This window comes from Flectobacillus roseus (genome assembly GCF_030056595.1).
GTDB lineage: Bacteria > Bacteroidota > Bacteroidia > Cytophagales > Spirosomataceae > Flectobacillus > Flectobacillus roseus.
On sequence record NZ_JASHIF010000011.1, the window covers coordinates 78,410 to 98,944 of the forward strand.

Below are 20,535 nucleotides of genomic sequence, written 5' to 3' on the forward strand. Positions count from 1 at the left end.
TTGAAAAAACTCAAAATCTAACTTCAGTCTAATGCCAAACTTTGCTTTGTTTTGGCAAAGAGCAATACCTATTTCACTTCCAATACCTTAAACTCTGTACGACGGTTCATTTGGTGTTCTTCTTCGGTACACTCTACGCCGTCGGCACATTTGTTAACCAACTGAGATTCGCCATAACCTTTGGCAACGATACGTGTACGTGAGATACCTTTTGAAATAATATACTCAACCGCAGAATCGGCACGGCGTTGACTTAATTTTTGGTTATAATCTGTCGAAGCGCGTGAGTCGGTATGCGAACCTAATTCTAATTTAATGTTTGGATTATCTTGTAAAATCTGAACGATTTTGTCTAGTTCTACACTCGCATCATTACGAATATTCGATTTGTCGAGGTCGTAATAAATGGGTGCAATATGAAAAAGCTTCGTAATTTCTATACCAACTTCTGGCTTATCAAGAGAGATATTTACATAATAAGTCGTATCGTTTTCGGCCTTTGTAAGTTTTTCTAAAGGAACATCCTTTCCAATCATGGTAAAAGGCTCACGCTTGATAAAATAACCTTTCTTATCTGTGACAAGTGTATACGATTTTCCTGCTTCAACTCTAATTTTACCAAAACTACCATCAGCTTTTGTAAAAACTTCTTCTAATGCTTGTTGACTTTCGTTGTCCAAAATAGCCACACGCACAGAGTCTAGTCCTTCATTTTTTACATTGCTTACGATACCTGCCAAAAAGTAACGAATCGTTTTCTTAGCTGGATCTTTTTGTACAATAACAGGAGGAGTTTCTTGGTACTTCTTGCCCGGCTGCGTGTTTTCATAATAGTAAATATCGTCATCTCCTTTACCACTATCACGATTTGAGGCAAAATATCCTTTTGTAGAATCTATTGCTACAAGTCCAAAGTCATCAAATCGAGAGTTGAGGGGCAAGCCCAAATGCTCAACTTGAATTTCTCCATTTTTACGAGTAGCCATATACAAATCCAGACCACCTAAGCCTGGGTGTCCGTCAGAAGCAAAATACAACTTTCCATCGCCCGACACATAAGGAAACATCTCGTCACCAGCCGTATTGATATCAGCGCCCATATTGATCGCACGCCCAAAACGACCTGCATTGTCAATATTGGCTCTGTACAAATCTAATCCACCCTTACCACCTGCACGGTTTGAGCTGAAATACAAGGTACGACCATCATTAGAAAACGAAGGGCTACCATCCCAAGCCAATGAGTCAGATACCGAAATTAACTCTGGTTCACTCCAAACGCCATCATTTAGTTTAGAGATATACAAGTCCACATCAGGCGATTGGTCAGAACGTTTTCCTGTATTACCACGGGCAAAAACCATTGTTTTCCCATCTCGGGTAAAGGCTGGAGTACCTTCGTTGGCGTTGTCTTTGAAAATATTTGTACTAAACAAACGAGGCGTTCCTACCTCGGTTGGGCTATTGAGTGAAGCACGATAAAGCCCAAGATAGGGTAAGCCATTGTTTTTGTAAGTCAATTCTTTACGAGAAGCCGTAAAAATCAAATCCTTATCAATCAAAATAGGAGAAAATTCTGAGCCAGATGAGTTGATACTTACAGGTTGAATCTCGATGAAAGTCTTTTTGTTGGCAAGCGCCAAAACCTCAGGGAGCATATCCAACTCAGCAATAGCTTTGTTTTTGAACTCCTTGCTAGGCACGCCCGAAAGATACTTCTCAAGGTTTTTGGCAGCATCCTCATATTTGCCTTGTGCTTTTTGGGCGTAAGCTAAATGGAAACGAATATCGTTTTCACGACTACCAGCAGTCAAGGCTTTCTCATAATATTCGCCTGCCTGAAGCATGCGGTTAGAAAGACGATATGACTCAGCAATCAAAAATGCGGATTTGGCAGTTTCGTAATTGGCAGAGCTCGATTTTTGAAACTCTTTGATTGCCAATTCATATTCTCCGTTTTCAAACTTTTTCTGTCCTTTCTTAAACGACTGTAAAGCCGAGTTACAGCTCCCGAGCATCAATACTGTGGACAATAAGTATATTGAGGTACGAAGTTTTTGCATATAGAAATAGATTTTTTGTAACGGCGATAGGCTTTAGGCCACTTAAATTAGAAAAGAATTTTAAACTTTTTGTTTATTTCTTACAGACTTATTTTTGGTAAAGACACAATCCAAGCAAAAATCGTTGACAACTTATGTAGAAAAAGGAAAAGTTTTTAGGATACAACTATATTCCTCTTAGACAAGAAACTACATTTATGCTAAGACCGTGAGTTTCACTTAATAAGTAAAGAGCTAGACGACCACCATATTGTTTTTCAACAATATTATAACAAGACAAACCTAACCATTTACGAATTTAGGTACTTTGACCGTTTATTAAACGAATTTTAGCTGAAAATGATTGTACTTATGTAATATACTTATTGTTAAACCTTTCAGAATGAGTAAAATAGGGGTTTTTGAAAAATATAAAAAATTGTACTTTCAAAAGTTGGGATTTATCATAAAAAATATTGTACCTTTGCACCCCGAGTTTAATAGTTAGAATGATAAGTGTTCTAATAGTCAGTAGGTTACAAGGCTATGGCCTTTTATTTTTATTATTAAACAGAAAGAAGTTTAATAATTTGATTACAGCAGTGATGTTGCAATTTTTTAACAAATCAAAAAGATGAGAAAGAGAATTCAAAAAGAAGAATTTAGTCCTGAAAGAAGAGAACAGTCACGTACGAGAAGAGAAGAATTAAAACGTGAATTAAGAGGTGAAGCTCCTGCTAAAAACGAGCGCTACTCAGATAAAAAATCATTTGACTCAAACGAGTCGCGTCCTGCCCGCAAAGATTTCAAACCAAATTTCGAGAAAAAAGATTTTAATCGTGACGACTCACGTCCACGTCGTGAAGGTGGCTTCAATGGCGAAAAGCGTGAATTCCGTCCAAAATTTGAAGATAAAGGTCGTGGCTTTGAAAAGCGTGACTTCAACCGTGAAGACTCACGTGGTCCACGTCGTGAAGGCGGCTTCAATGGCGAAAAGCGTGAATTCCGTCCAAAATTTGAAGATAAAGGTCGTGGCTTTGAAAAACGTGACTTCAACCGTGACGACTCACGTCCACGTCGTGAAGGTGGCTTCAATGTCGAAAAGCGTGAACTCCGTCCAAGATTTGAAGATAAAGGTCGTGGCTTCGAAAAACGTGACTTCAACCGTGAAGACTCACGAGGTCCACGTCGTGAAGGCGGATTTGATGGCGAAAAGCGTGAATTCCGTCCAAGATTTGAAGATAAAGGTCGTGGCTTCGAAAAACGTGACTTCAACCGTGAAGACTCACGTCCACGTCGTGAAGGTGGATTCGATGGTGAGAAACGTGAATTCCGTCCAAGATTTGAAGATAAAGGTCGTGGCTTCGAAAAACGTGACTTCAACCGCGAAGACTCACGTCCACGTCGTGAAGGTGGATTTGATGGCGAAAAGCGTGAATTCCGTCCAAGATTTGACAAAGATGCTCCACGTAACGAGCGCAGAGAAGAAGGTTCGGAAAGAAAACCAAGAACGGAGAGATCTGAAAAAACTTATGGTTCGGCAAAAGCAAACTTTGGAGGAAAAAAAAACCTCTTCAAAGCACACCGCCCACAAGAAGAATCAGATAAATGGACGCCAACCTACCGTTTAGATAAATACAAAGAAACAGCACCAAAGAAAGTTCAAAAGCAAATTGAGAAAAGTGAAAGCTCTTCATCTTTAGTTCGTTTGAACCGTTATATTGCTAACGCAGGTGTATGCTCAAGACGTGAAGCTGATGATTTGATCAAAGCTGGCGAAATCAAAATCAACGGAAAGGTTGTAACAGAAATGGGTTATCAGGTAAAACACGGTGATATTGTAAAATATGGTAACCGTAAGTTGAGCCGTGAGAAAATGGTATATCTGTTGTTGAATAAGCCGAAAGACTTTATCACAACTACCGAAGACCCAAATGAACGCAAAACGGTGATGGATTTGGTATCTAATGCTTGCCAAGAGCGTATTTATCCAGTAGGTCGTTTGGACAGAAACACTACAGGCTTGTTGTTGTTGACAAACGATGGTGAGTTGGCTGACAAATTGACTCACCCATCAAATGAAATTACAAAAGTGTATCAAGTTGAGTTGGATAAGCCACTTACAACCGAACACTTTGATGCGATTTTGAAAGGTGTTACCTTGGAAGATGGAGAAATCAAAGCTGATGAATTGGCAATTGTAACACCAGATAACATGGTAGTAGGTATTCAAATTCACTCAGGACGTAACCGTATTGTAAGAAGAATTTTCGAATCATTGGGTTATGAAGTACTAAAACTTGACCGTACTACATTTGCAACCTTAAGCAAAAAAGACTTACCAAGAGGTACTTGGAGATTCTTGACAGAACAAGAAGTCATCAAGTTGAAATATTTTGTGTAGTTTACAATAAGACTCAGAAAAAAAGCGCCTAGTTATTTTTAATTAGGCGCTTTTTTATTTTATTAGTGCTCTCAATACCTATTGTCCAATTATGTCTTTGGGCTTTTACGATAAATACATTTACACTTATGAAGAAACACCTACAATTGATTTTATTACTACTATTAGCGCATTTCTCTTTTTCTCAATCCTGTGGACATGTGGAGTATAATATTATTATTAATAGCAATGCCCGACACGAGAGAAAATCAACTCTTTATTTTAATGACACGTCTACTTATTTTGTCCGAAACAAATTAGGCATTAACGAAACAGCAGATAATAGAGTAGCTTCAGAAGGGCAATCTGTTAGCCTAAATCTTGAATCATCAGATGAACAGGGAATAGTTGTCTATCGAAATTTTAATACGAAAGAAATTGTAGCAAGAGAAGTAAAAATGGGTAAATTTTTCGAAGCATTTACCTACCAAGATAATTGGATAGATATTACTTGGGATATTAAAGATGATACACTAAAAATCGGAAGCTTTACCTGTCAAAAAGCGATTGGCACCTTTAGAGGTCGAACTTACACAGCTTGGTTTACGGAACAAGTTCCTCTACCTTATGGACCATGGAAACTATTTGGATTACCAGGACTAATTCTTCAAGCCGAAGATCAAAAAGGAATATTTAAGATGACAATGACAAGTATTGAGTATCCTGACAATTGTACTTTTTCTATTACTAAACCTACTGCCCCAGAAACTAAAACTCTTAAAGAATACGTAGATTTTAGAGATAATTTTGGAGATTACTTATTTAAAAAAATACAAGCTAGATTACCTAGAAACTTAGCAAACGCAATGCAACAAGGTTCTAAAAATCAGGACGGAAGAAAGTATCAGGACGAAACAGTTTACGAATGGGAAAAGTAATTAATGTTTACATTACAATGCTTTTTGGGCTATAATCCGAATAACCTTCTGCCTTTATCGACACCTAATAAAGATATCATATTTATGAAACCTTCAATAAAAATAAGCTTGCTATCAACATTGATATTAATAGCGTTATTTTCCTCTTTTACACAAGCCCAAAAAAGTAAAGTAAAAGTAGTTTATAGTTATCATGTCCCCGATAATGGAAAAATGTCGTATGAGATGTATTCCTATTTAATCGCAGATAATGAACTTTCGTTTTTTGTAACACAGCGAAGTGACTTCCAAAAACCTGAAAACAAGGTTACTCAAGAAGCAGATAGAATTGCTGTAAAGGTATTTAATGCTGATGAAATCGGAAGCTATGTGGTTAGAGACTTCAAAAAAGAGAGTATTGTATTCAGAGAAGTGGGCTCCAAATTTATGGCACCAATCATAGTTTCAGATCAATGGGTAGCGTTACCTTGGAATCTTAGCGATGAGACAAAAAAAATAGGAGAATATGTCTGTAAAAAAGCTAATTGCCAATTTAGAGGAAGAAGCTATACCGCTTGGTTTGCGGAAGAAATACCTATCCCAACAGGACCATGGAAACTATTTGGACTTCCGGGTCTAATACTCGAAGCTTATGATGCCAATATGGAGTTTTATGCGGTAGCAAAAGAATTGAAGGTCAATATTGAAGCTAACGACGAGCCCATGAAATTGAATAATGGTACCGAAGCTAATTATAGTTTTGAGGAATATAAGCGCTATCGAAAAAATTATAAGGAAGTCTATATCAATTCGATTAAATCAAAATTCCCTAGAGGAATGAATTTGAACCTAAAACCTAGTGATATTAAACTTAGCCCAATCGAAAGTGAATTTGACCAATAAAGCACTCATTCGAGTTTACCTCTTTTTGCTGAAATTGTTGATTAGTAACACTCTATACGCTCAAACTGTCATTGAGGGATATGTTAGCAATACAGAAACCTCAAAAGGAGTTTATGCCAGTGTAGTTTTGAAAGATGAAAATGGTAAAATCATCGCCTATACAAATACAAAAAATGAAGGATACTTTGAATTAAAAACATCATTGAAAGGTGTATTTAATTTAAACGTATCCTCATTGTCGTATGAAGCTCAGTCTATAAAAATTGTTATATAAAGTAATACATCAAACATTAAAAAGAATATCGTCTTAACTCCTAAAGTCACCGAACTCAAAGAAGTTGTCATTCAAACACGAAGACCAATAACTGTCAAAAAAGATACAGTCGTATTTGATGCAAAATCTTTTACTCAAGGGAATGAACAAGTCGTGGAGGATTTACTAAAAAAAATACCAGGACTCAATGTTCAGTCTGATGGTACAATCAAAATTGGTAATCAAGAAGTAGAGAAAGTCATGATTGATGGGGATGATTTGTTTGAAAAGGGCTATAAAATTCTCACGAAAAATATGCCTGTAAACCCAATCGATAAAGTAATTCTCTACCAAAACTATTCCAATAATAAGCACCTAAAAGGAATTGAGAATAGCGACAAAGTAGCCCTTAACCTTACGCTTAAAGAGGATGCCAAGCGAGTTTGGTTTGGTAATCTATTGCTAGGATTAGCGCCACAATCAGAAATTCGACATGAAATTAGAGGTAATTTAATGAATTTCGGAAAAAAGAATAAGTACTATTTTATTACTAACCTTAATAATATTGGGCGTGATGCTACGGGAGATATTAGCCATCTAATTAGACCTTTCAGGATAGACGAGCCTTCAAGTTTAGGAGATACACAAAAGGCCATTCAACTCATCAATGTTAATAATGAATTACCCAATCTTTCCAAGAAAAGAACGGTGCTCAATAATGTAAAGATGATTTCTCTCAACAGCATTTTTACACTTTCCGACAAAGTAAAAGTTAAAACATTAGGTTTTTTTAATCTGGATAAGACCGAATATTATAAGGATGCGATACAAGTTTTTAAGATTGGAAATCTATCTTTTCAAAATACAGAAAAGGTAATTGCCAACAAAAGACCTATAACAGGATTTGGTAAACTGGATTTTACCTATGATATATCAAAATCTATGACTTTGGAATATACGGGTAAAATAAATCATACAGATGAACTGAATCAAAGCAATTTGACTTTTAATGCTGCTACTTTCAACGAGAACCTACAGAGTAATAATGAGCTTCTAGACCAAAAAGCTGTGCTTACTCACAAGTGGAAAGAAAATAAAGTATTGCTTTTAACAGGACGATATATTGATGAAACCACTCCGCAAACTTATCATATCAATCCCTTTAGATTTTCAGATATTTTTGATGACAAAGTGAGTTTTACCAACCAACTCAGTAAAAATAGGATGAAGTTTATGGGTATCGAAGCCCATATTATGTCAAAAAAAACTCAAGGAAATCTATGGGAGTTAAAATTGGGCGGACAAAGAAGAACAGACCAATTGAGTTCAAGTTTTCAGCTTGGTAATGATGAACAGGAAATGTTTACTAAACCTCAGGCTTTTCAAAATGATTTGACATATACATCTACAGACGTATATCTATCTTCTAAAAATCGTTTTAAAATCAAACAAATTTACTTAGTAACACAACTAGACCTACATCACCTATCCAATAGTTTGAGATATACGACTGCCACGTCTCAAACTTCATCTTTTGTAGTACCTAAAATAGGATTGGACTGGAAAATCAACGAGAGTCATAAAGTATTGTCCTCGTACACCTACTCTACTACCAATTTGGAGACGGCAGACATATATAAAGGATATATTCAAACCGATTTTCGTTCTTTTAGCAAAGGGCTTGGAGAATTTAATCAGTTGAATGCTTCCAATGCTATTGTACAATATACGCTCGGAAACTGGTCTGATAAGTTTTTTGCAAATATCTTTTTAGCCTATGTCAAGAACTATGACTTTGTAAGCAGTAGTTCGATTGTTACATCGAATGCCGTTATTTCTGAAAAAATACTTATCAAGAATCGGGTTTATTGGTCGTTATCCTCCAATATAGATCGTTATCTAACGGCTATTAACACTAATTTGAAAATGGTTTTTGGGGCTACAAAGTCAAGCTTTCAAAATCGTGTTAACGCTCAAGAGTTGAGAGAAATCAACAATCAGATGGTAGAATACGGTTTTGAATTGCGTTCAGGATTCAAAGGAAAGTTTAATTATCATGTAGGTTCGAAATGGACTTCCACTCAATTTCGAGTTAATACTAACACGGCTAATTCTTTTACTAATAATCTGTCCTTCGTCGACATATCGTTGGTGTTGAATGACCGATGTAATTTACAGTTACAAGCAGAACGCTATTATTTTGGAAATCTAGCTCAAGCACGCAATACCTATTATTTTATGGATTTTGATGTCCGATACATTGTCAAAGAGAATAAAATTACTCTTTCTTTAGCAGGTAATAACTTGTTAAATACTCAAAACTTCAGTAACTACACATTGACTGATATTAGTTTTACCCAGACCACATTTAGGCTTCAGCCAAGATATGTAATGCTAAAAGCGGAGTTGCGATTCTAGGACAAAGAAAAAGCCCCTGATAAAATCAGAGGCTCTTATATAATTTTGAAAGTGAAATCTTGTACCGTATAAGCCGACAAAACTTGAAATTACAAGTTCATTAATGATTCGCGACGACGCATCTTTCCTGCAGGGATACCAAACATCATCTTGAAACGACGACAGAAGTAAGCGGTATCTTTATAACCTACCTCAGCGCCAATAGCACGAATCGACTTTTTAGATGTACGCAATAAACCTACAGCAGCTTCCATACGTTGGTATTCGATATAATCTTGAGGGTTGATACCCGTCAACATTTTGAAATACTGTCCTACGTAATCTTCTGATACGTTTGCTACGTTTGCCAATACTTTGTTCGACAAGTCGCCACCGATATTGTCTTTGATATAAGCAAAGATGTCTATCAAACGTGGGTCTTTGAAGTAAGTACTGTTAGTGGCTAATTGCTCAACAAACAAACGGTTTTTGATGATGTAACGAATAATCTCGATAACGATTTCTTCTGTCTTTATCTTGATTACACGACCTTTACCTAATACATCACACATATCTTCTTTCAAGATTTCGTTGATCATGTGAGCCAACTTGTCGTCTCTCTTGATCAAGAAAGGAGGAATGTCTAATGAAGTAAAGAAGTTTACCGAATCAAATACTTTTGCTTCGAAAGCTACTAAGCCAAAAGAGTTTTCTACTTGACCAATTCTAGCTGGTTCAAGATTTGGCTCAAAGTATAATTCACGATGAGTCATGAACTCTTCGTTAGATACAATCTTAGGTTTGTCTGCATTACCATAAGTTAATGACAGCATCTTTCCACCTGGGATAAAGAGCATATCGCCAACCTCTGCATGAACAGCTTCTTCACCAAATGATACCTCACCGTTGTACAAAATCAAGAGTGTGTTTTCTACGTCGTAAAAGTTCTTGATTCTGATTGGTTGTAATATTCTAATGTTACGAGACTTGATGAACTTAACACCAAGGGACTCTATGATTTTATTATAATCTTCCATTTCTGCGGCTTATTTTCTATAAATTGAAAACAATGATAGATAAATTTAGGACAAAACTAATAAATCGCATTAAAATTCCAAAATATAAATAAAAAAAGTATCAGGATTTTTTTTGCATAAATTCTCCATACTAGGCTGATTATTATTGTAATATCCTAAGAAGGTGCTTTTTTGATAGGTTAATTGAGTATTGAAAATATTTGAATATTTCATAGTTTTTGTGTTTTTTCAAGATAATCGGCAAAAAAAGTAAAGATTTTGAGCCTAAAATCACTAAAAAGAGGTGTTTTTACGCTAAAAGCAATTTAGGGTCTGAGATTAATGTAATCTTTATAAAAAAAGTACAAAAAAAGCCGTTGGGTTCTGACTAAGTGACCCAACGGCTTGAAAATTTGACTCAAATTTTTTTAAACAACTTTACGAAACCTGTAATATGTTACTTTAATAATTCCCTGGCAATTACAATTTTCTGAATTTCGGAAGTGCCTTCATAAATCTGTGTGATTTTGGCATCACGCATGAGGCGTTCAACATGAAACTCTTTCACAAATCCGTAACCTCCATGTATCTGTACCGCTTCTACGGTCGTGTCCATTGCTACTTGCGAAGCATAGAGTTTGGCCATAGCCGCCGACTTAACATAGTCTTGGTGGTTGTCTTTGTCCAAAGCGGCTCTTAAACATAAAAATCTTGCAGCATCGATTTGTGTTGCCATTTCGGCAAGCTTAAATTGAATAGCTTGGTGCTCAGCAATAGGTTTACCAAATGTTTTACGCTCTTTAGAATATTGCAAAGCCAATTCATACGCTCCTGAAGCAATCCCTAAGGCTTGCGCTGCAATACCAATACGACCTCCATTGAGCGTAGACATCGCAAATTTGAACCCAAAACCATCGGGTCCAATGCGGTTTTCTTTAGGAACCTTCACATCTGTAAACATGAGAGAGTGCGTATCTGACCCACGAATTCCTAATTTATTTTCTTTCTTTCCAATCTGAAAACCTTCCATGCCTTTTTCCACGATAAGACAATTGATGCCTCTATGTCCTTTTTCGGGGTGGGTTTGTGCGATGACCAGATAGGTATTGGCACGACCGCCATTGGTAATCCAGTTTTTGGTACCATTGAGCAGATAATAATCGCCCATATCTTCGGCAGTAGTATGCTGAGAGGTCGCATCCGAACCAGCTTCGGGTTCGGATAAGGCAAAAGCTCCGATATGTTGCCCTGAGGCTAGCGGAACTAAATATTTTTGTTTTTGTTCTTCTGTGCCAAAAGCTTCCAGTCCATAGCAAACTAGGGAGTTATTAACTGATACCATTACCGAGGCAGAGGCATCAATTTTGGATAATTCTTCCATAGCCAGTACGTACGAAACGGTATCCATACCACCACCACCATATTCTGGCGAAACCATCATTCCGAGGAAACCCATTTCGCCCATTTTTCTGACCAATTCCTCTGGAAAAAACTCCTTTTCATCACGCTCAATTACACCAGATAGAAGCTCTGTTTGAGCAAAGTCTCTAGCGGCTTGTTGTACGGCCAAATGTTCTTCTGTAAACTGAAAATTTAGTCCATTTAATGCTGTCGTCATAGTTTAAAATAAAGTTTAATTGATGATCAATTGATTGAACGGTAATACCATCAAGACTCAACCTACCGTTTGTTATTATAGCTTGATTATCTGTAATATAAGAGTGTAGATATTAATTAACATTTGGTACTTTTAATACCTTAGATATAATGATTCAAATATAGTAAAAGGTATGCATGCATACTATTTTTTCGAAAAAAAAATTTCCGATAGATTTTTTTGAAATAGAAGGGCAAAATCTCCAACTTTCTCTCTAATTTTGCACTTTTACAAGAAAATGGTCGTATAAGAGAGTTTGTGATAGTCTAAACTTTTCGATAACTTGCAGAAAAACGAGTAGTTATTGAGGATTTTGTGGCGATATGACATTCTAGCATTGATAACAAATCCAAGTGCGTTATCAATATAGGCAAGAAAATCGAGCTATAAGACACTAGGAAAGGAGCGAGGGCGTAATTACTCGATGTAGCGACATTGCGTGAGTGAATTTGTAATAGAGACAAATCGGGTGTATTATACCAAGCTATAAACCTAAGTGTATTACCACTAATTGATTTTAAAAGTATAGTAGAGTTTAAAGATTTTAAAACAAGCCAAGAAGAACTAATAAAATGGGATTATTTAGTTTCCTTACATCCGACATTGCTATTGACTTGGGTACGGCTAATACCCTTATCATTCATAAAGATAAAATTGTGGTTGACGAGCCTTCAATCATCGCTTTAGATAAAGCTACCAACAAAGTATTAGCGATTGGTAACAAAGCGATGCAGATGCACGAAAAAACCAATGAAAATATTAAAACAATTCGTCCTTTGAAGGATGGTGTAATTGCAGACTTTACGGCTGCCGAATTGATGATTCGTGGTATGATCAAGATGATTGATACTGGTAGTCGTTTTTTCACACCTTCTCATCGTATGGTTGTTTGTATTCCATCGGGTATTACCGAGGTAGAAAAACGTGCTGTAAAAGACTCTTGTGAGCATGCAGGTGCCAAAGAGGTGTATATGGTTCACGAGCCTATCGCTGCGGCAATCGGTATCGGTATCGACATTGAGCAACCAAATGGTTCAATGATTGTTGACATCGGTGGTGGTACTACTGAAATTGCAGTAATTGCCCTTTCTGGTATTGTTTGTGAGGCTTCTGTGCGTATTGCGGGTGATGTATTCACACGTGATATTGTAGATTATATGCGTCGTGAGCACAACTTATTGATTGGTGAGCGTTCGGCGGAGTTAATCAAAATTGAAGTTGGATCGGCATTGCCAGAATTAGAAAATCCTCCAGCAGATTACGAAATTCGTGGTCGTGACTTGATGACTGGTATTCCAAAAGAAATTAAAGTAACGTATTCTGAGATTGCTTATTCTTTGGATAAATCTATTTCCAAAATTGAAGAAGCAGTAATGAAAGCACTAGAAGTATCTCCTCCAGAGCTTTCGGCAGATATTTACCATAACGGTATTCATTTGACAGGTGGTGGTGCTTTGTTGCATGGTTTGGACAAACGTATTGCTAACAAAACCAAGCTTCCTATTCATATTGCCGATGACCCATTAAGAGCGGTTGTAAGAGGTACAGGTGAAGTGTTGAAACACCTCGACCACTACAAGCCAATTCTAATTTCGTAATCATCACGATTTAGGATAAAGTGAATGGGAAATAGCTTAGCTCAATTTCTCATTCACTTTTTTGTTATAGAGCAATAGAAAAATACCCATTTGTTGCAATATGTTTATTTATAGTTTTGAACTTTTAGAAATCAGCAATCAAAAGAATTTAACTGCCGAATGCTAAAAGCTGATAGCTCAAAGCTAACTCACTAAACCCCTTACTCTTCAAAAAGAAATGTATAGACTATTCCAGTTCATTTCAAAGCAACGAGCTTTTATTGTGTTCGTACTTTTGGAAGTACTGAGTTTGTGGATGTTTTATTCATATAATAATTACCCCAACGCTGTTTTTTTCAATACGACTAATTACTACGCAGCCAAAGCTCTCGAAACGTCCAATTCCATCGCTGAATTTTATAATCTCCGTAATGTCAATCAAGATTTGGCTATGGAAAATAAGCAGTTGCGGGAAACGGTGTTGAAGCTTCAAGCACAGCAATTGGTACAGCCCAAGGTAAATTATAAAGCAGACTCTATCGTAGCTGCTCGTTTTCAGCCAATCGTTGCTAAGGTAACGGAGTTGACAACCAATCAGTTCAATAACTATATCACCATCGACAAAGGTACTGCCGATGGCTTGGCTCCTGGTATGGGGGTGATTTCTTCGACAGGTGTTGTTGGTAAAATCAAATCCTGCTCAGAACATATGTCACGTGTAATTTCGGTATTACACTCCGAATATACCATGTCAGCCAAGATTAGACGAAATAACGAAATTGGTTCGGTAAAGTGGGACGGGAAAAATCCTGAGCTTTTGGAAATGACCGATGTATCTCGCTATAAATTAGTTAAACAACGAGATACCATTGTAACTTCTGATTACAATTATGTATTCCCAGCAGATATTGCGATTGGATATGTGACCAAAGTTGGTGTCAAAAAAGATATGACTTTTCACGATATTCAGTTGAAAGTAGCAACCAATTTCAACACGCTCTCGTATGTTTACGTAATCAAGAATAGGTTGGAGAAGGAAGTGAAGCAATTAGAAGAAACTCCTGAGAATAAAACTCCTCAGACTTCAAAGGCGCCACAAACAACTAAACCATAAGTAGAAAAGGAGCCACCCACTCTCATCGAAAATTAAGAACCAAGTAAATGACTCTTCGAAATATTATCCCAGAAGTTTTAACTTTTATATTCTACTTGTTGCTACAAGTGTTTTTTGTACGACAGCTAGTTTTCTTTGATTATGCATTTTGCTTTGCTTATGTAGCAGCTGTATTGTTATTACCATTTGAAACGAGCCGTTTGCAATTGGTAATTCTAGGGTTTGTAGCAGGTTTGTTTGTAGATATATTTTATAATACCACTGGTGCTAATGCGGCCGCAACAACATTGATTGCGTATTTGCGACCGTCAATCATTACCTTATTAACGCCCCAAAGAGGATATGACGAACGTCAAGTACTCACGTTGCGTTCGATGGGCTTTGGTTGGTTTATTTCTTACTTAGGTATTCTTACGCTGATTCACCACTTTGTTTTGTTCATGTTAGAGGCATCTGATTGGGGCTTGTTCTTTCAGGTGATACTCAAAGTCTTAGCTAGTATTATTTTCACTAACACTGTTATTGTTATTCTGCAATTTTTCAGAAAAGAATAAAGGAATATCTTGAAAAACAGTTGTTTGTTTGGATTTCGCGAGTCGTCGGTAGAGCTTTACTTCCATATTACTCCTGCTTTATTGATTGGAGAGAGCTTTACAATGAAGAATGCCAGTTATGCCTTTTTGTCATAAAATTGATAAAAATCATTCTTGGCAGATTGTTTGTACATGATAGTATTCAAGCGTTTGAGAATTTAGAGACAGAGTCAACGAGATAGTGAATGTAGTAGAGCTGTACTCTGTCGAACGATTGGATAATGTGTTTTTAAAAAAGAGACTCATCATCAGCTATGTCAGAGCAAGAAGAAATCCCAACTCTCCAAACCTATTCGGAAACTGAAAAACATAGAGTTTTCGAAAAGGAGTTTATGCCCCATATAGATTCTATGTACAACTTTGCGTTTCGTCTTACCAACGATGAGGACGATGCCAATGATCTTGTGCAAGATACCTACTTAAAAGCCTTTCGCTTTATCAATTCTTTTGAAGAAGGAACTAATGCCAAAGCTTGGTTGTTCAGAATCCTGAAGAATAGCTTTATCAACGATTTCAGAAAGAAATCGAAAGAACCTTCAAAAGTAGATTACCAAGATGTAGAAACAACCTACAACTCGGAGGAAGATGCTGAAACTACTCAAACGGTAGATTTACGTGCCGAAACTGTCCAAGACTTGATTGGAGACGAAATAGCCAATGCGCTCAACTCGCTTCCTGTAGATTTTAGAACAGTAATTATCCTCTGCGACATCGAAGGATTTACGTATGAAGAAATGGCCAAAATCCTAGATATTCCTATTGGTACTGTACGCTCACGCTTACACCGTGCTCGTATGCTCCTCAAAGAGAAACTGAAAAGTTATGCCAAAAATTTAGGATATGATGTCAATGCTGACACTTTGGCAGAAAATTAGCTATCCGATAGGTGACATAAATCAGTAATGAAAAACTTTTTTACAAAACTGGAATTTTTTTTTTTGTCACTCTGTTCAATAACTACTTGATTTATATCAAAATACAAAAAGTTTATCGTTTGCTTTGACAAATAGATTCATTAGAAAATAACCAAGTTAACTGCTTAATTCTATAAAGACATGATTTCCGAGGCTGAGAAGGTGCAAGGGACTCCCCAACAAAAGAAGACTCATTGCGAACATGAGGGCGAATGTATGAAACTTGTTCAACTCATTGTAGATGGACAGGCGACAGAGGAGCAAATGGCTCAATTCAAAAATAACATGGCAAAATGCTTGCCATGCGAGAATGGCTATGAATTAGAGAAATGTATCAAAGACGCCATGCAATTAAGAATAGAAAAGAAATGCGTGCCTACTTCTTTGATTGATTGTATCAAGAAAAAAATAAGCGGCTTGTAAAATAACAAACACTAAGCAGAGCTTTTGAAAGGTTATTAGGTTGTCCTAGTATTTGGATACGACTTAATAACCTTTTGCTTTTGGGGCACTCAGCTTGTCCTTCAGAGGCGCTTTGTCTTATCAACAAATAATGAGTATTTTTGAAAAATAATTGGTGCGTGAAATACAACTTTTCTCTTTAGTAAGAGTATGTTTGAAAATTTTATTTGGCTTTTATCGGAAAAACAAAATTTCCCTTCGCCACACCTTACTTTTCTTGTCTTGACACAAGAAAAGTAACAAAAGAAAGTCAAGAAATCCTAAACTCGCCTGCGGCTCAAACAACAGGATTTCATAAAAATAAATACAATTTTTTTATTTTTAATGACTTATAAAATTTTAATCATACTCTAAGAAGCGTTTTATAAAATCACAATACCAATCTTTTATTCCCTAAAATTTTTAAGCATTGGAAAACGGCAAACTTATCATTTTTTCGGCTCCGTCTGGTTCTGGTAAAACAACCATCGTAAAGCACCTTTTGGCTAATAACTCTAACTTGGGTTTTTCTATTTCGGCATGTACTCGTGACAAACGTGGTCGTAACGAAGAAAATGGAAAGGATTATTACTTTATGACACCCGATGAATTCAAACAAAAAATTGTTCAACAAGAATTCGTAGAATGGGAAGAGGTATATCCGGGCGCTTATTATGGTACACTCAAATCAGAAATCGAAAGATTGTGGTCAGAAGGAAAGCATGTGATTTTTGATGTGGATGTACGTGGTGGCGTAAAGTTGAAAGAGTACTATCAGGAACGCGCGCTGTCAATTTTTGTGAAAGTACCTAGCGTAGAAGAACTAGAAAAAAGACTTCGCGAACGTGGTACTGACTCTGAAGATTCTATCTCGAAAAGAGTTTTTAAAATGAACTTCGAAATGTCTTTCCAAGACCAATTTGACGTAGTATTGTTGAACGACAATTTGGATGAAGCCGTAGCAAAAGCACAAAAGCTTTTTGACGATTTTACAAAATAATTATAACGCACAAAAGGGTTGTTGGTAAATCAAATTATTGATTTGCTAGCAACCCTTTTGTTTTGATATCTATTCGAATGAAAATAGGCTTGTTTTTTGGTTCTTTCAATCCCATTCATGTGGGACACTTGATTGTTGCCAATGTGATGGCTACTACTACCGACCTCGACCAAGTATGGTTTATAGTTTCGCCACAAAATCCTTTCAAGAAAAATAAATCGCTTTTGCATGAGTTCGACCGTTTGGATATGGTCGAGAAAGCTATTCAAGATAATCCACTTTTTCGCGTATCGAATATCGAGTTTTCGATGCCAAAGCCTTCTTATACCATTGATACCTTGATTCGCTTGCAAGAAAAACATCCGAATTATGAGTTCAAACTAATTATCGGTGGGGATAATCTGGCACAATTCCCGAATTGGAAAAATGCAGATAAAATTCTTGAATACTTTGGCTTGTATGTATATCCAAGACCAAACTCTGAACCGAGTGACTTAGAAAAGCATCCTAATGTCCAATTGGTAAAAGCGCCATCGTTGGATATTTCGGCCACATTTATTCGTGATTGTATCAAAAACGGTCAGCCGATAAGATATATGGTGCCCGAAGACGTAGAAGAGCATATTCAGAGAAAGAAGTTTTATCTATAAATAGTACTAAGATGAAAATAGCGATTTTAGGATGTGGTTGGTTAGGTTTTCCTTTGGGGAAAAATCTTGTAGCCAAAGGTCATCAAGTTGTAGGTTCGGTGACTTCCGAAGCCAAAACTATTCCCTTGTCTGAGGCAGGAATTCAGCCTGTAGTATTGCAGCTCAATCCTGAAGCCAACGAAGCAATATTATCTGATTTTTTAGCGGCAGATTTATTGGTAATTGCTATTCCGCCAAGAGCGGGTAAATATGGCGACTCTTTTCATGTAGAACAAATTGAAGGGATATTGCCCTCGCTTCAGAAATCAACGATTCAGAAGGTAGTTTATATTTCATCGACCTCGGTATATCCTGATCTGGGTCAAGTTGCAACAGAAGATAGCGAGGTAATCCCAACTCATAGTTTGATTCAGGTCGAAAACTTATTGAAAAATGCTTTAGGAGAAAACGTAACCATTTTACGTTGTGGAGGCTTGATGGGACAAGAGCGTATTCCTGCGAAGTATTTTGCAGGAAAAACCATCAATACAGGCGCTATTCCCGTCAATTATGTACATCAGGAAGATGCGGTTGGCGTGGTAACAACAGTGATTGAAAAGGGAATATTTGGAGAAACCTTCAACGTTGTATCCCCAGAGCATCCTGTCAGGAAAGAGGTATATCTGAAAAATTGTGCAGAGCTAGGTTTTGCCGAGCCTATTTTTGTTGAACCAGAAACAACCGTACCTTATAAAGTGATTGATGCTACAAAACTGCTCAACAAGACTGGATATGAGTTTCGTTACGCGAATCCTTTGGATTACAAGTATTAGGACGTTGTTTGTGTAAAATAAGTCTATTTACGAAACAACGATGAAAAGTCGAGAATAAAGCAAATGATTGGTAAATTAGGGTAGAAAGTATTTATATAAAATTTCACCTTAATTTAAAATTCATGAAACTACACATTGGTATCTCTCTCTTCATTTGTTGTTGGCTCCTAGGCAATCAAGCGTTTGGGCAAAGTATCTCCATTAGTATTAGCTCAGGAAACCCCGAATTATCCTCTGGAATTGCCAAAGGAAGTGGTTTTTTACAATTCAAAAACTACAACTTATTTGAAGTCTATCGTATGCTGTTGGCAGAGCAGAAAATTTCATTAGAAAAGCCTAAAGATGTAATCGTAAAGACTGAAAACGTAAATGTAATCTTGTGCACAGATTCGCTATTATTAGAAGATGGAAAAATGGTGCTAATGGATTCGTTGTTGAAAAGATATAACCAGAAAGTACGATATAAAAATAAGATAGAGGATAGATGGGTACTTTCGGTAGATGATGCAAAGAAGTTAGCAACATTTGTGACCCAAAATCTGATGCCCGGAATGGTTCAAAGTAAGTCGTTCAATGGTTCGGAGTTATCTGTAGTTAATATGAGTATTCCTGAAATAATTGCTGCGGTAGCAGATTTGATTAAGACTCCTATTGAAAACCAAGTTTACGATCAGATTGACCAAAAATATAGTATGGATATTAAATTGAATCCTATTTCATCTCTCACACAACAATTCAAACTCAAAGGCCTTACATATATACAGCAACCTATTGAAATTAGAACAGCTGTGATAGAATAAAAACTATTGAGTGATTATTATCTGAATTTTACTGGTAGAGAAGCAATGCTTTGCGTCTGTAGTGTTAGAATATTAATCACTCATGCACTCAATCACAGATCACTAAATTAAAGCCCAGTCCTAATTTGCTCTACCAAATAGGCATATTTTCTTGCTACAGGTACTTGTCCATTTTGATTGATTAAATGCAAGCGATAGCCTTGCGCATTTCCTGATATTTTTTCTACTTGAGATAGATTTACAATAAAGGAGCGGTGACATCTGAGAATATGGGTATTTTCAGGAATTTGCCCCTCCAATCTTGTTAGGCTACTACGGAGTATCGTTTTACATAACACTTCATTTTCCAGAAAATATACGGTGCAATAGTTATCACTCGATTCGATGTAAAGAAGCTGAGGAGCAGGAACGACGATTTTATCTTTTTCATTTTCGGCTACCAAGTTTAATAGTAGTTCCTCTTCTGTTTGAGTAGTAGAAGGTGCAACGATATTGGTAGGAGCTAGGGCGTATTTTTTGAGGTGATAAATGTAATTGATAAGCACTATCATAGTGGCAGGGAATATGCCTAAAACCAAGGTGTATATCAACATGGCAACATAACCATCAACTTGAACATCTGTCAAATGAGTTGCAGCGCTATAGGCAACATTGCCGCAAGCAATTGAAAATAGGTTAAATGCAACATAGAGCATTTCTTTTCCTACAGTCCAATTTTCGCTTGCAAAGCTGATCGAAAAGATGCGAGGAACTACAAAATAGTTAAACAACATCATGAAGGTACTCACCAATCCAAAACCTGACAATATCCAAGGTTTGCTTGGGTCGTGCCAGTTGGCAGAGCCAAAGGGTTGAAAGTAATTCAAAAAAGAGGCGATAAATAAACCAGTGGCAATAGATAAAACTATACTCTTTCGAGGCGTTTCGTTATGTGGATAAGGCTGAGAGAGTATTTTAAACATTAGCTTTTTTTGATTAATGGAATGAATGCTGAATAAGTAGTTGAATATTTTTGTGTAGGGACGTAATGCTTTACGACTTAGGGTAAATTACCAAAACGGAGATT

At 36.7% G+C, this 20,535-nt stretch carries 18 protein-coding genes; 14 read left to right on the top strand and 4 right to left on the bottom strand.

The features are described from left to right. Positions 1 to 68: 68 nt before the first annotated feature. On the bottom strand, positions 69 to 2,063 hold the full coding sequence (locus QM524_RS14425) for an OmpA family protein (RefSeq protein WP_283345123.1): 1,995 nt from the start codon (positions 2,061 to 2,063) through the stop codon (positions 69 to 71). Between the two features lie 613 nt (positions 2,064 to 2,676). On the opposite strand from QM524_RS14425, the gene QM524_RS14430 reads away from it, so the two are divergent. From QM524_RS14430 to QM524_RS14450, 5 genes are all read left to right on the top strand, one after another. Further along, positions 2,677 to 4,446 carry a pseudouridine synthase gene (locus QM524_RS14430; RefSeq protein WP_283345124.1) on the top strand — a complete coding sequence of 590 codons (1,770 nt, stop codon included), beginning with the start codon at positions 2,677 to 2,679 and terminating at the stop codon, positions 4,444 to 4,446. Between the two features lie 128 nt (positions 4,447 to 4,574). Then, complete coding sequence (locus QM524_RS14435) at positions 4,575 to 5,363, top strand: GLPGLI family protein (RefSeq protein ID WP_283345125.1); 789 nt, start codon at positions 4,575 to 4,577, stop codon at positions 5,361 to 5,363. Positions 5,364 to 5,447: 84 nt separating this feature from the next. Further along, positions 5,448 to 6,245, top strand: coding sequence for a GLPGLI family protein (locus QM524_RS14440; RefSeq protein WP_283345126.1), 798 nt, complete (start codon positions 5,448 to 5,450; stop codon positions 6,243 to 6,245). Further along, positions 6,229 to 6,519 carry a peptidase associated/transthyretin-like domain-containing protein gene (locus QM524_RS14445; protein ID WP_283345127.1) on the top strand — a complete coding sequence of 97 codons (291 nt, stop codon included), beginning with the start codon at positions 6,229 to 6,231 and terminating at the stop codon, positions 6,517 to 6,519. Before QM524_RS14440 ends, QM524_RS14445 begins: the two co-directional genes overlap by 17 nt. 153 nt (positions 6,520 to 6,672) lie before the next feature. After that, complete coding sequence (locus QM524_RS14450) at positions 6,673 to 8,916, top strand: TonB-dependent receptor (protein ID WP_283345128.1); 2,244 nt, start codon at positions 6,673 to 6,675, stop codon at positions 8,914 to 8,916. A gap of 89 nt (positions 8,917 to 9,005) precedes the next feature. Here QM524_RS14450 and QM524_RS14455 read toward each other — a convergent pair whose 3' ends face one another. Together QM524_RS14455 and QM524_RS14460 are read right to left on the bottom strand one after the other, a co-directional pair. Continuing rightward, positions 9,006 to 9,932, bottom strand: coding sequence for a helix-turn-helix domain-containing protein (locus QM524_RS14455; protein ID WP_095166228.1), 927 nt, complete (start codon positions 9,930 to 9,932; stop codon positions 9,006 to 9,008). Positions 9,933 to 10,368: 436 nt separating this feature from the next. Next, positions 10,369 to 11,529 carry an acyl-CoA dehydrogenase gene (locus tag QM524_RS14460; RefSeq protein WP_283345129.1) on the bottom strand — a complete coding sequence of 387 codons (1,161 nt, stop codon included), beginning with the start codon at positions 11,527 to 11,529 and terminating at the stop codon, positions 10,369 to 10,371. A gap of 611 nt (positions 11,530 to 12,140) precedes the next feature. Between QM524_RS14460 and QM524_RS14465 the strand changes: the two genes are divergently transcribed. The 9 genes from QM524_RS14465 to QM524_RS14505 all read left to right on the top strand — a co-directional run bounded on the left by QM524_RS14465 (position 12,141) and on the right by QM524_RS14505 (position 19,469). Beyond that, complete coding sequence (locus QM524_RS14465; RefSeq protein ID WP_095166233.1) at positions 12,141 to 13,166, top strand: rod shape-determining protein; 1,026 nt, start codon at positions 12,141 to 12,143, stop codon at positions 13,164 to 13,166. Between the two features lie 217 nt (positions 13,167 to 13,383). After that, positions 13,384 to 14,259, top strand: a complete 876-nt coding sequence (mreC, locus tag QM524_RS14470; protein ID WP_095166235.1) for a rod shape-determining protein MreC — start codon at positions 13,384 to 13,386, stop codon at positions 14,257 to 14,259. Positions 14,260 to 14,306: 47 nt separating this feature from the next. Continuing rightward, positions 14,307 to 14,813 (top strand): hypothetical protein, encoded by a 507-nt coding sequence (locus QM524_RS14475; protein ID WP_095166237.1) that lies wholly within the window; start codon positions 14,307 to 14,309, stop codon positions 14,811 to 14,813. 293 nt (positions 14,814 to 15,106) lie between these two features. After that, a complete protein-coding gene (locus tag QM524_RS14480; protein ID WP_095166239.1) occupies positions 15,107 to 15,727 on the top strand; it encodes a sigma-70 family RNA polymerase sigma factor in 621 nt (206 codons plus the stop codon). Between the two features lie 255 nt (positions 15,728 to 15,982). Continuing rightward, positions 15,983 to 16,189 carry a phosphohydrolase gene (locus QM524_RS14485; RefSeq protein ID WP_141234852.1) on the top strand — a complete coding sequence of 69 codons (207 nt, stop codon included), beginning with the start codon at positions 15,983 to 15,985 and terminating at the stop codon, positions 16,187 to 16,189. A gap of 448 nt (positions 16,190 to 16,637) precedes the next feature. Then, positions 16,638 to 17,207 carry a guanylate kinase gene (gene gmk / locus QM524_RS14490; RefSeq protein ID WP_095166243.1) on the top strand — a complete coding sequence of 190 codons (570 nt, stop codon included), beginning with the start codon at positions 16,638 to 16,640 and terminating at the stop codon, positions 17,205 to 17,207. A 77-nt stretch (positions 17,208 to 17,284) separates the two neighbouring features. Continuing rightward, the gene (nadD, locus tag QM524_RS14495) at positions 17,285 to 17,857 is read left to right on the top strand and encodes a nicotinate (nicotinamide) nucleotide adenylyltransferase (protein WP_283345130.1); all 573 of its coding nucleotides are present in this window, start codon (positions 17,285 to 17,287) and stop codon (positions 17,855 to 17,857) included. Positions 17,858 to 17,868: 11 nt separating this feature from the next. Continuing rightward, positions 17,869 to 18,669, top strand: coding sequence for an NAD(P)-binding domain-containing protein (locus tag QM524_RS14500; RefSeq protein WP_283345131.1), 801 nt, complete (start codon positions 17,869 to 17,871; stop codon positions 18,667 to 18,669). Positions 18,670 to 18,791: 122 nt separating this feature from the next. Beyond that, positions 18,792 to 19,469 (top strand): hypothetical protein, encoded by a 678-nt coding sequence (locus QM524_RS14505; RefSeq protein WP_283345132.1) that lies wholly within the window; start codon positions 18,792 to 18,794, stop codon positions 19,467 to 19,469. A gap of 107 nt (positions 19,470 to 19,576) precedes the next feature. Here the strand turns inward: QM524_RS14505 and QM524_RS14510 are convergent, their stop codons facing one another. Continuing rightward, positions 19,577 to 20,431 carry a LytTR family DNA-binding domain-containing protein gene (locus tag QM524_RS14510; RefSeq protein ID WP_283345133.1) on the bottom strand — a complete coding sequence of 285 codons (855 nt, stop codon included), beginning with the start codon at positions 20,429 to 20,431 and terminating at the stop codon, positions 19,577 to 19,579. Positions 20,432 to 20,535 lie beyond the last annotated feature (104 nt).

Excerpts from the sequence above, each read along its gene's own strand:
- QM524_RS14425 (WP_283345123.1), bottom strand. The coding sequence starts at position 2,063 with ATGCAAAAACTTCGTACCTCAATATACTTATTGTCCACAGTATTGATG.
- QM524_RS14430 (WP_283345124.1), top strand. The coding sequence starts at position 2,677 with ATGAGAAAGAGAATTCAAAAAGAAGAATTTAGTCCTGAAAGAAGAGAA.
- QM524_RS14435 (WP_283345125.1), top strand. The coding sequence starts at position 4,575 with ATGAAGAAACACCTACAATTGATTTTATTACTACTATTAGCGCATTTC.
- QM524_RS14440 (WP_283345126.1), top strand. The coding sequence starts at position 5,448 with ATGAAACCTTCAATAAAAATAAGCTTGCTATCAACATTGATATTAATA.
- QM524_RS14455 (WP_095166228.1), bottom strand. The coding sequence starts at position 9,932 with ATGGAAGATTATAATAAAATCATAGAGTCCCTTGGTGTTAAGTTCATC.
- QM524_RS14460 (WP_283345129.1), bottom strand. The coding sequence starts at position 11,529 with ATGACGACAGCATTAAATGGACTAAATTTTCAGTTTACAGAAGAACAT.
- QM524_RS14465 (WP_095166233.1), top strand. The coding sequence starts at position 12,141 with ATGGGATTATTTAGTTTCCTTACATCCGACATTGCTATTGACTTGGGT.
- mreC (WP_095166235.1), top strand. The coding sequence starts at position 13,384 with ATGTATAGACTATTCCAGTTCATTTCAAAGCAACGAGCTTTTATTGTG.
- QM524_RS14475 (WP_095166237.1), top strand. The coding sequence starts at position 14,307 with ATGACTCTTCGAAATATTATCCCAGAAGTTTTAACTTTTATATTCTAC.
- QM524_RS14480 (WP_095166239.1), top strand. The coding sequence starts at position 15,107 with ATGTCAGAGCAAGAAGAAATCCCAACTCTCCAAACCTATTCGGAAACT.
- QM524_RS14485 (WP_141234852.1), top strand. The coding sequence starts at position 15,983 with ATGAAACTTGTTCAACTCATTGTAGATGGACAGGCGACAGAGGAGCAA.
- nadD (WP_283345130.1), top strand. The coding sequence starts at position 17,285 with ATGAAAATAGGCTTGTTTTTTGGTTCTTTCAATCCCATTCATGTGGGA.
- QM524_RS14500 (WP_283345131.1), top strand. The coding sequence starts at position 17,869 with ATGAAAATAGCGATTTTAGGATGTGGTTGGTTAGGTTTTCCTTTGGGG.
- QM524_RS14505 (WP_283345132.1), top strand. The coding sequence starts at position 18,792 with ATGAAACTACACATTGGTATCTCTCTCTTCATTTGTTGTTGGCTCCTA.
- QM524_RS14510 (WP_283345133.1), bottom strand. The coding sequence starts at position 20,431 with ATGTTTAAAATACTCTCTCAGCCTTATCCACATAACGAAACGCCTCGA.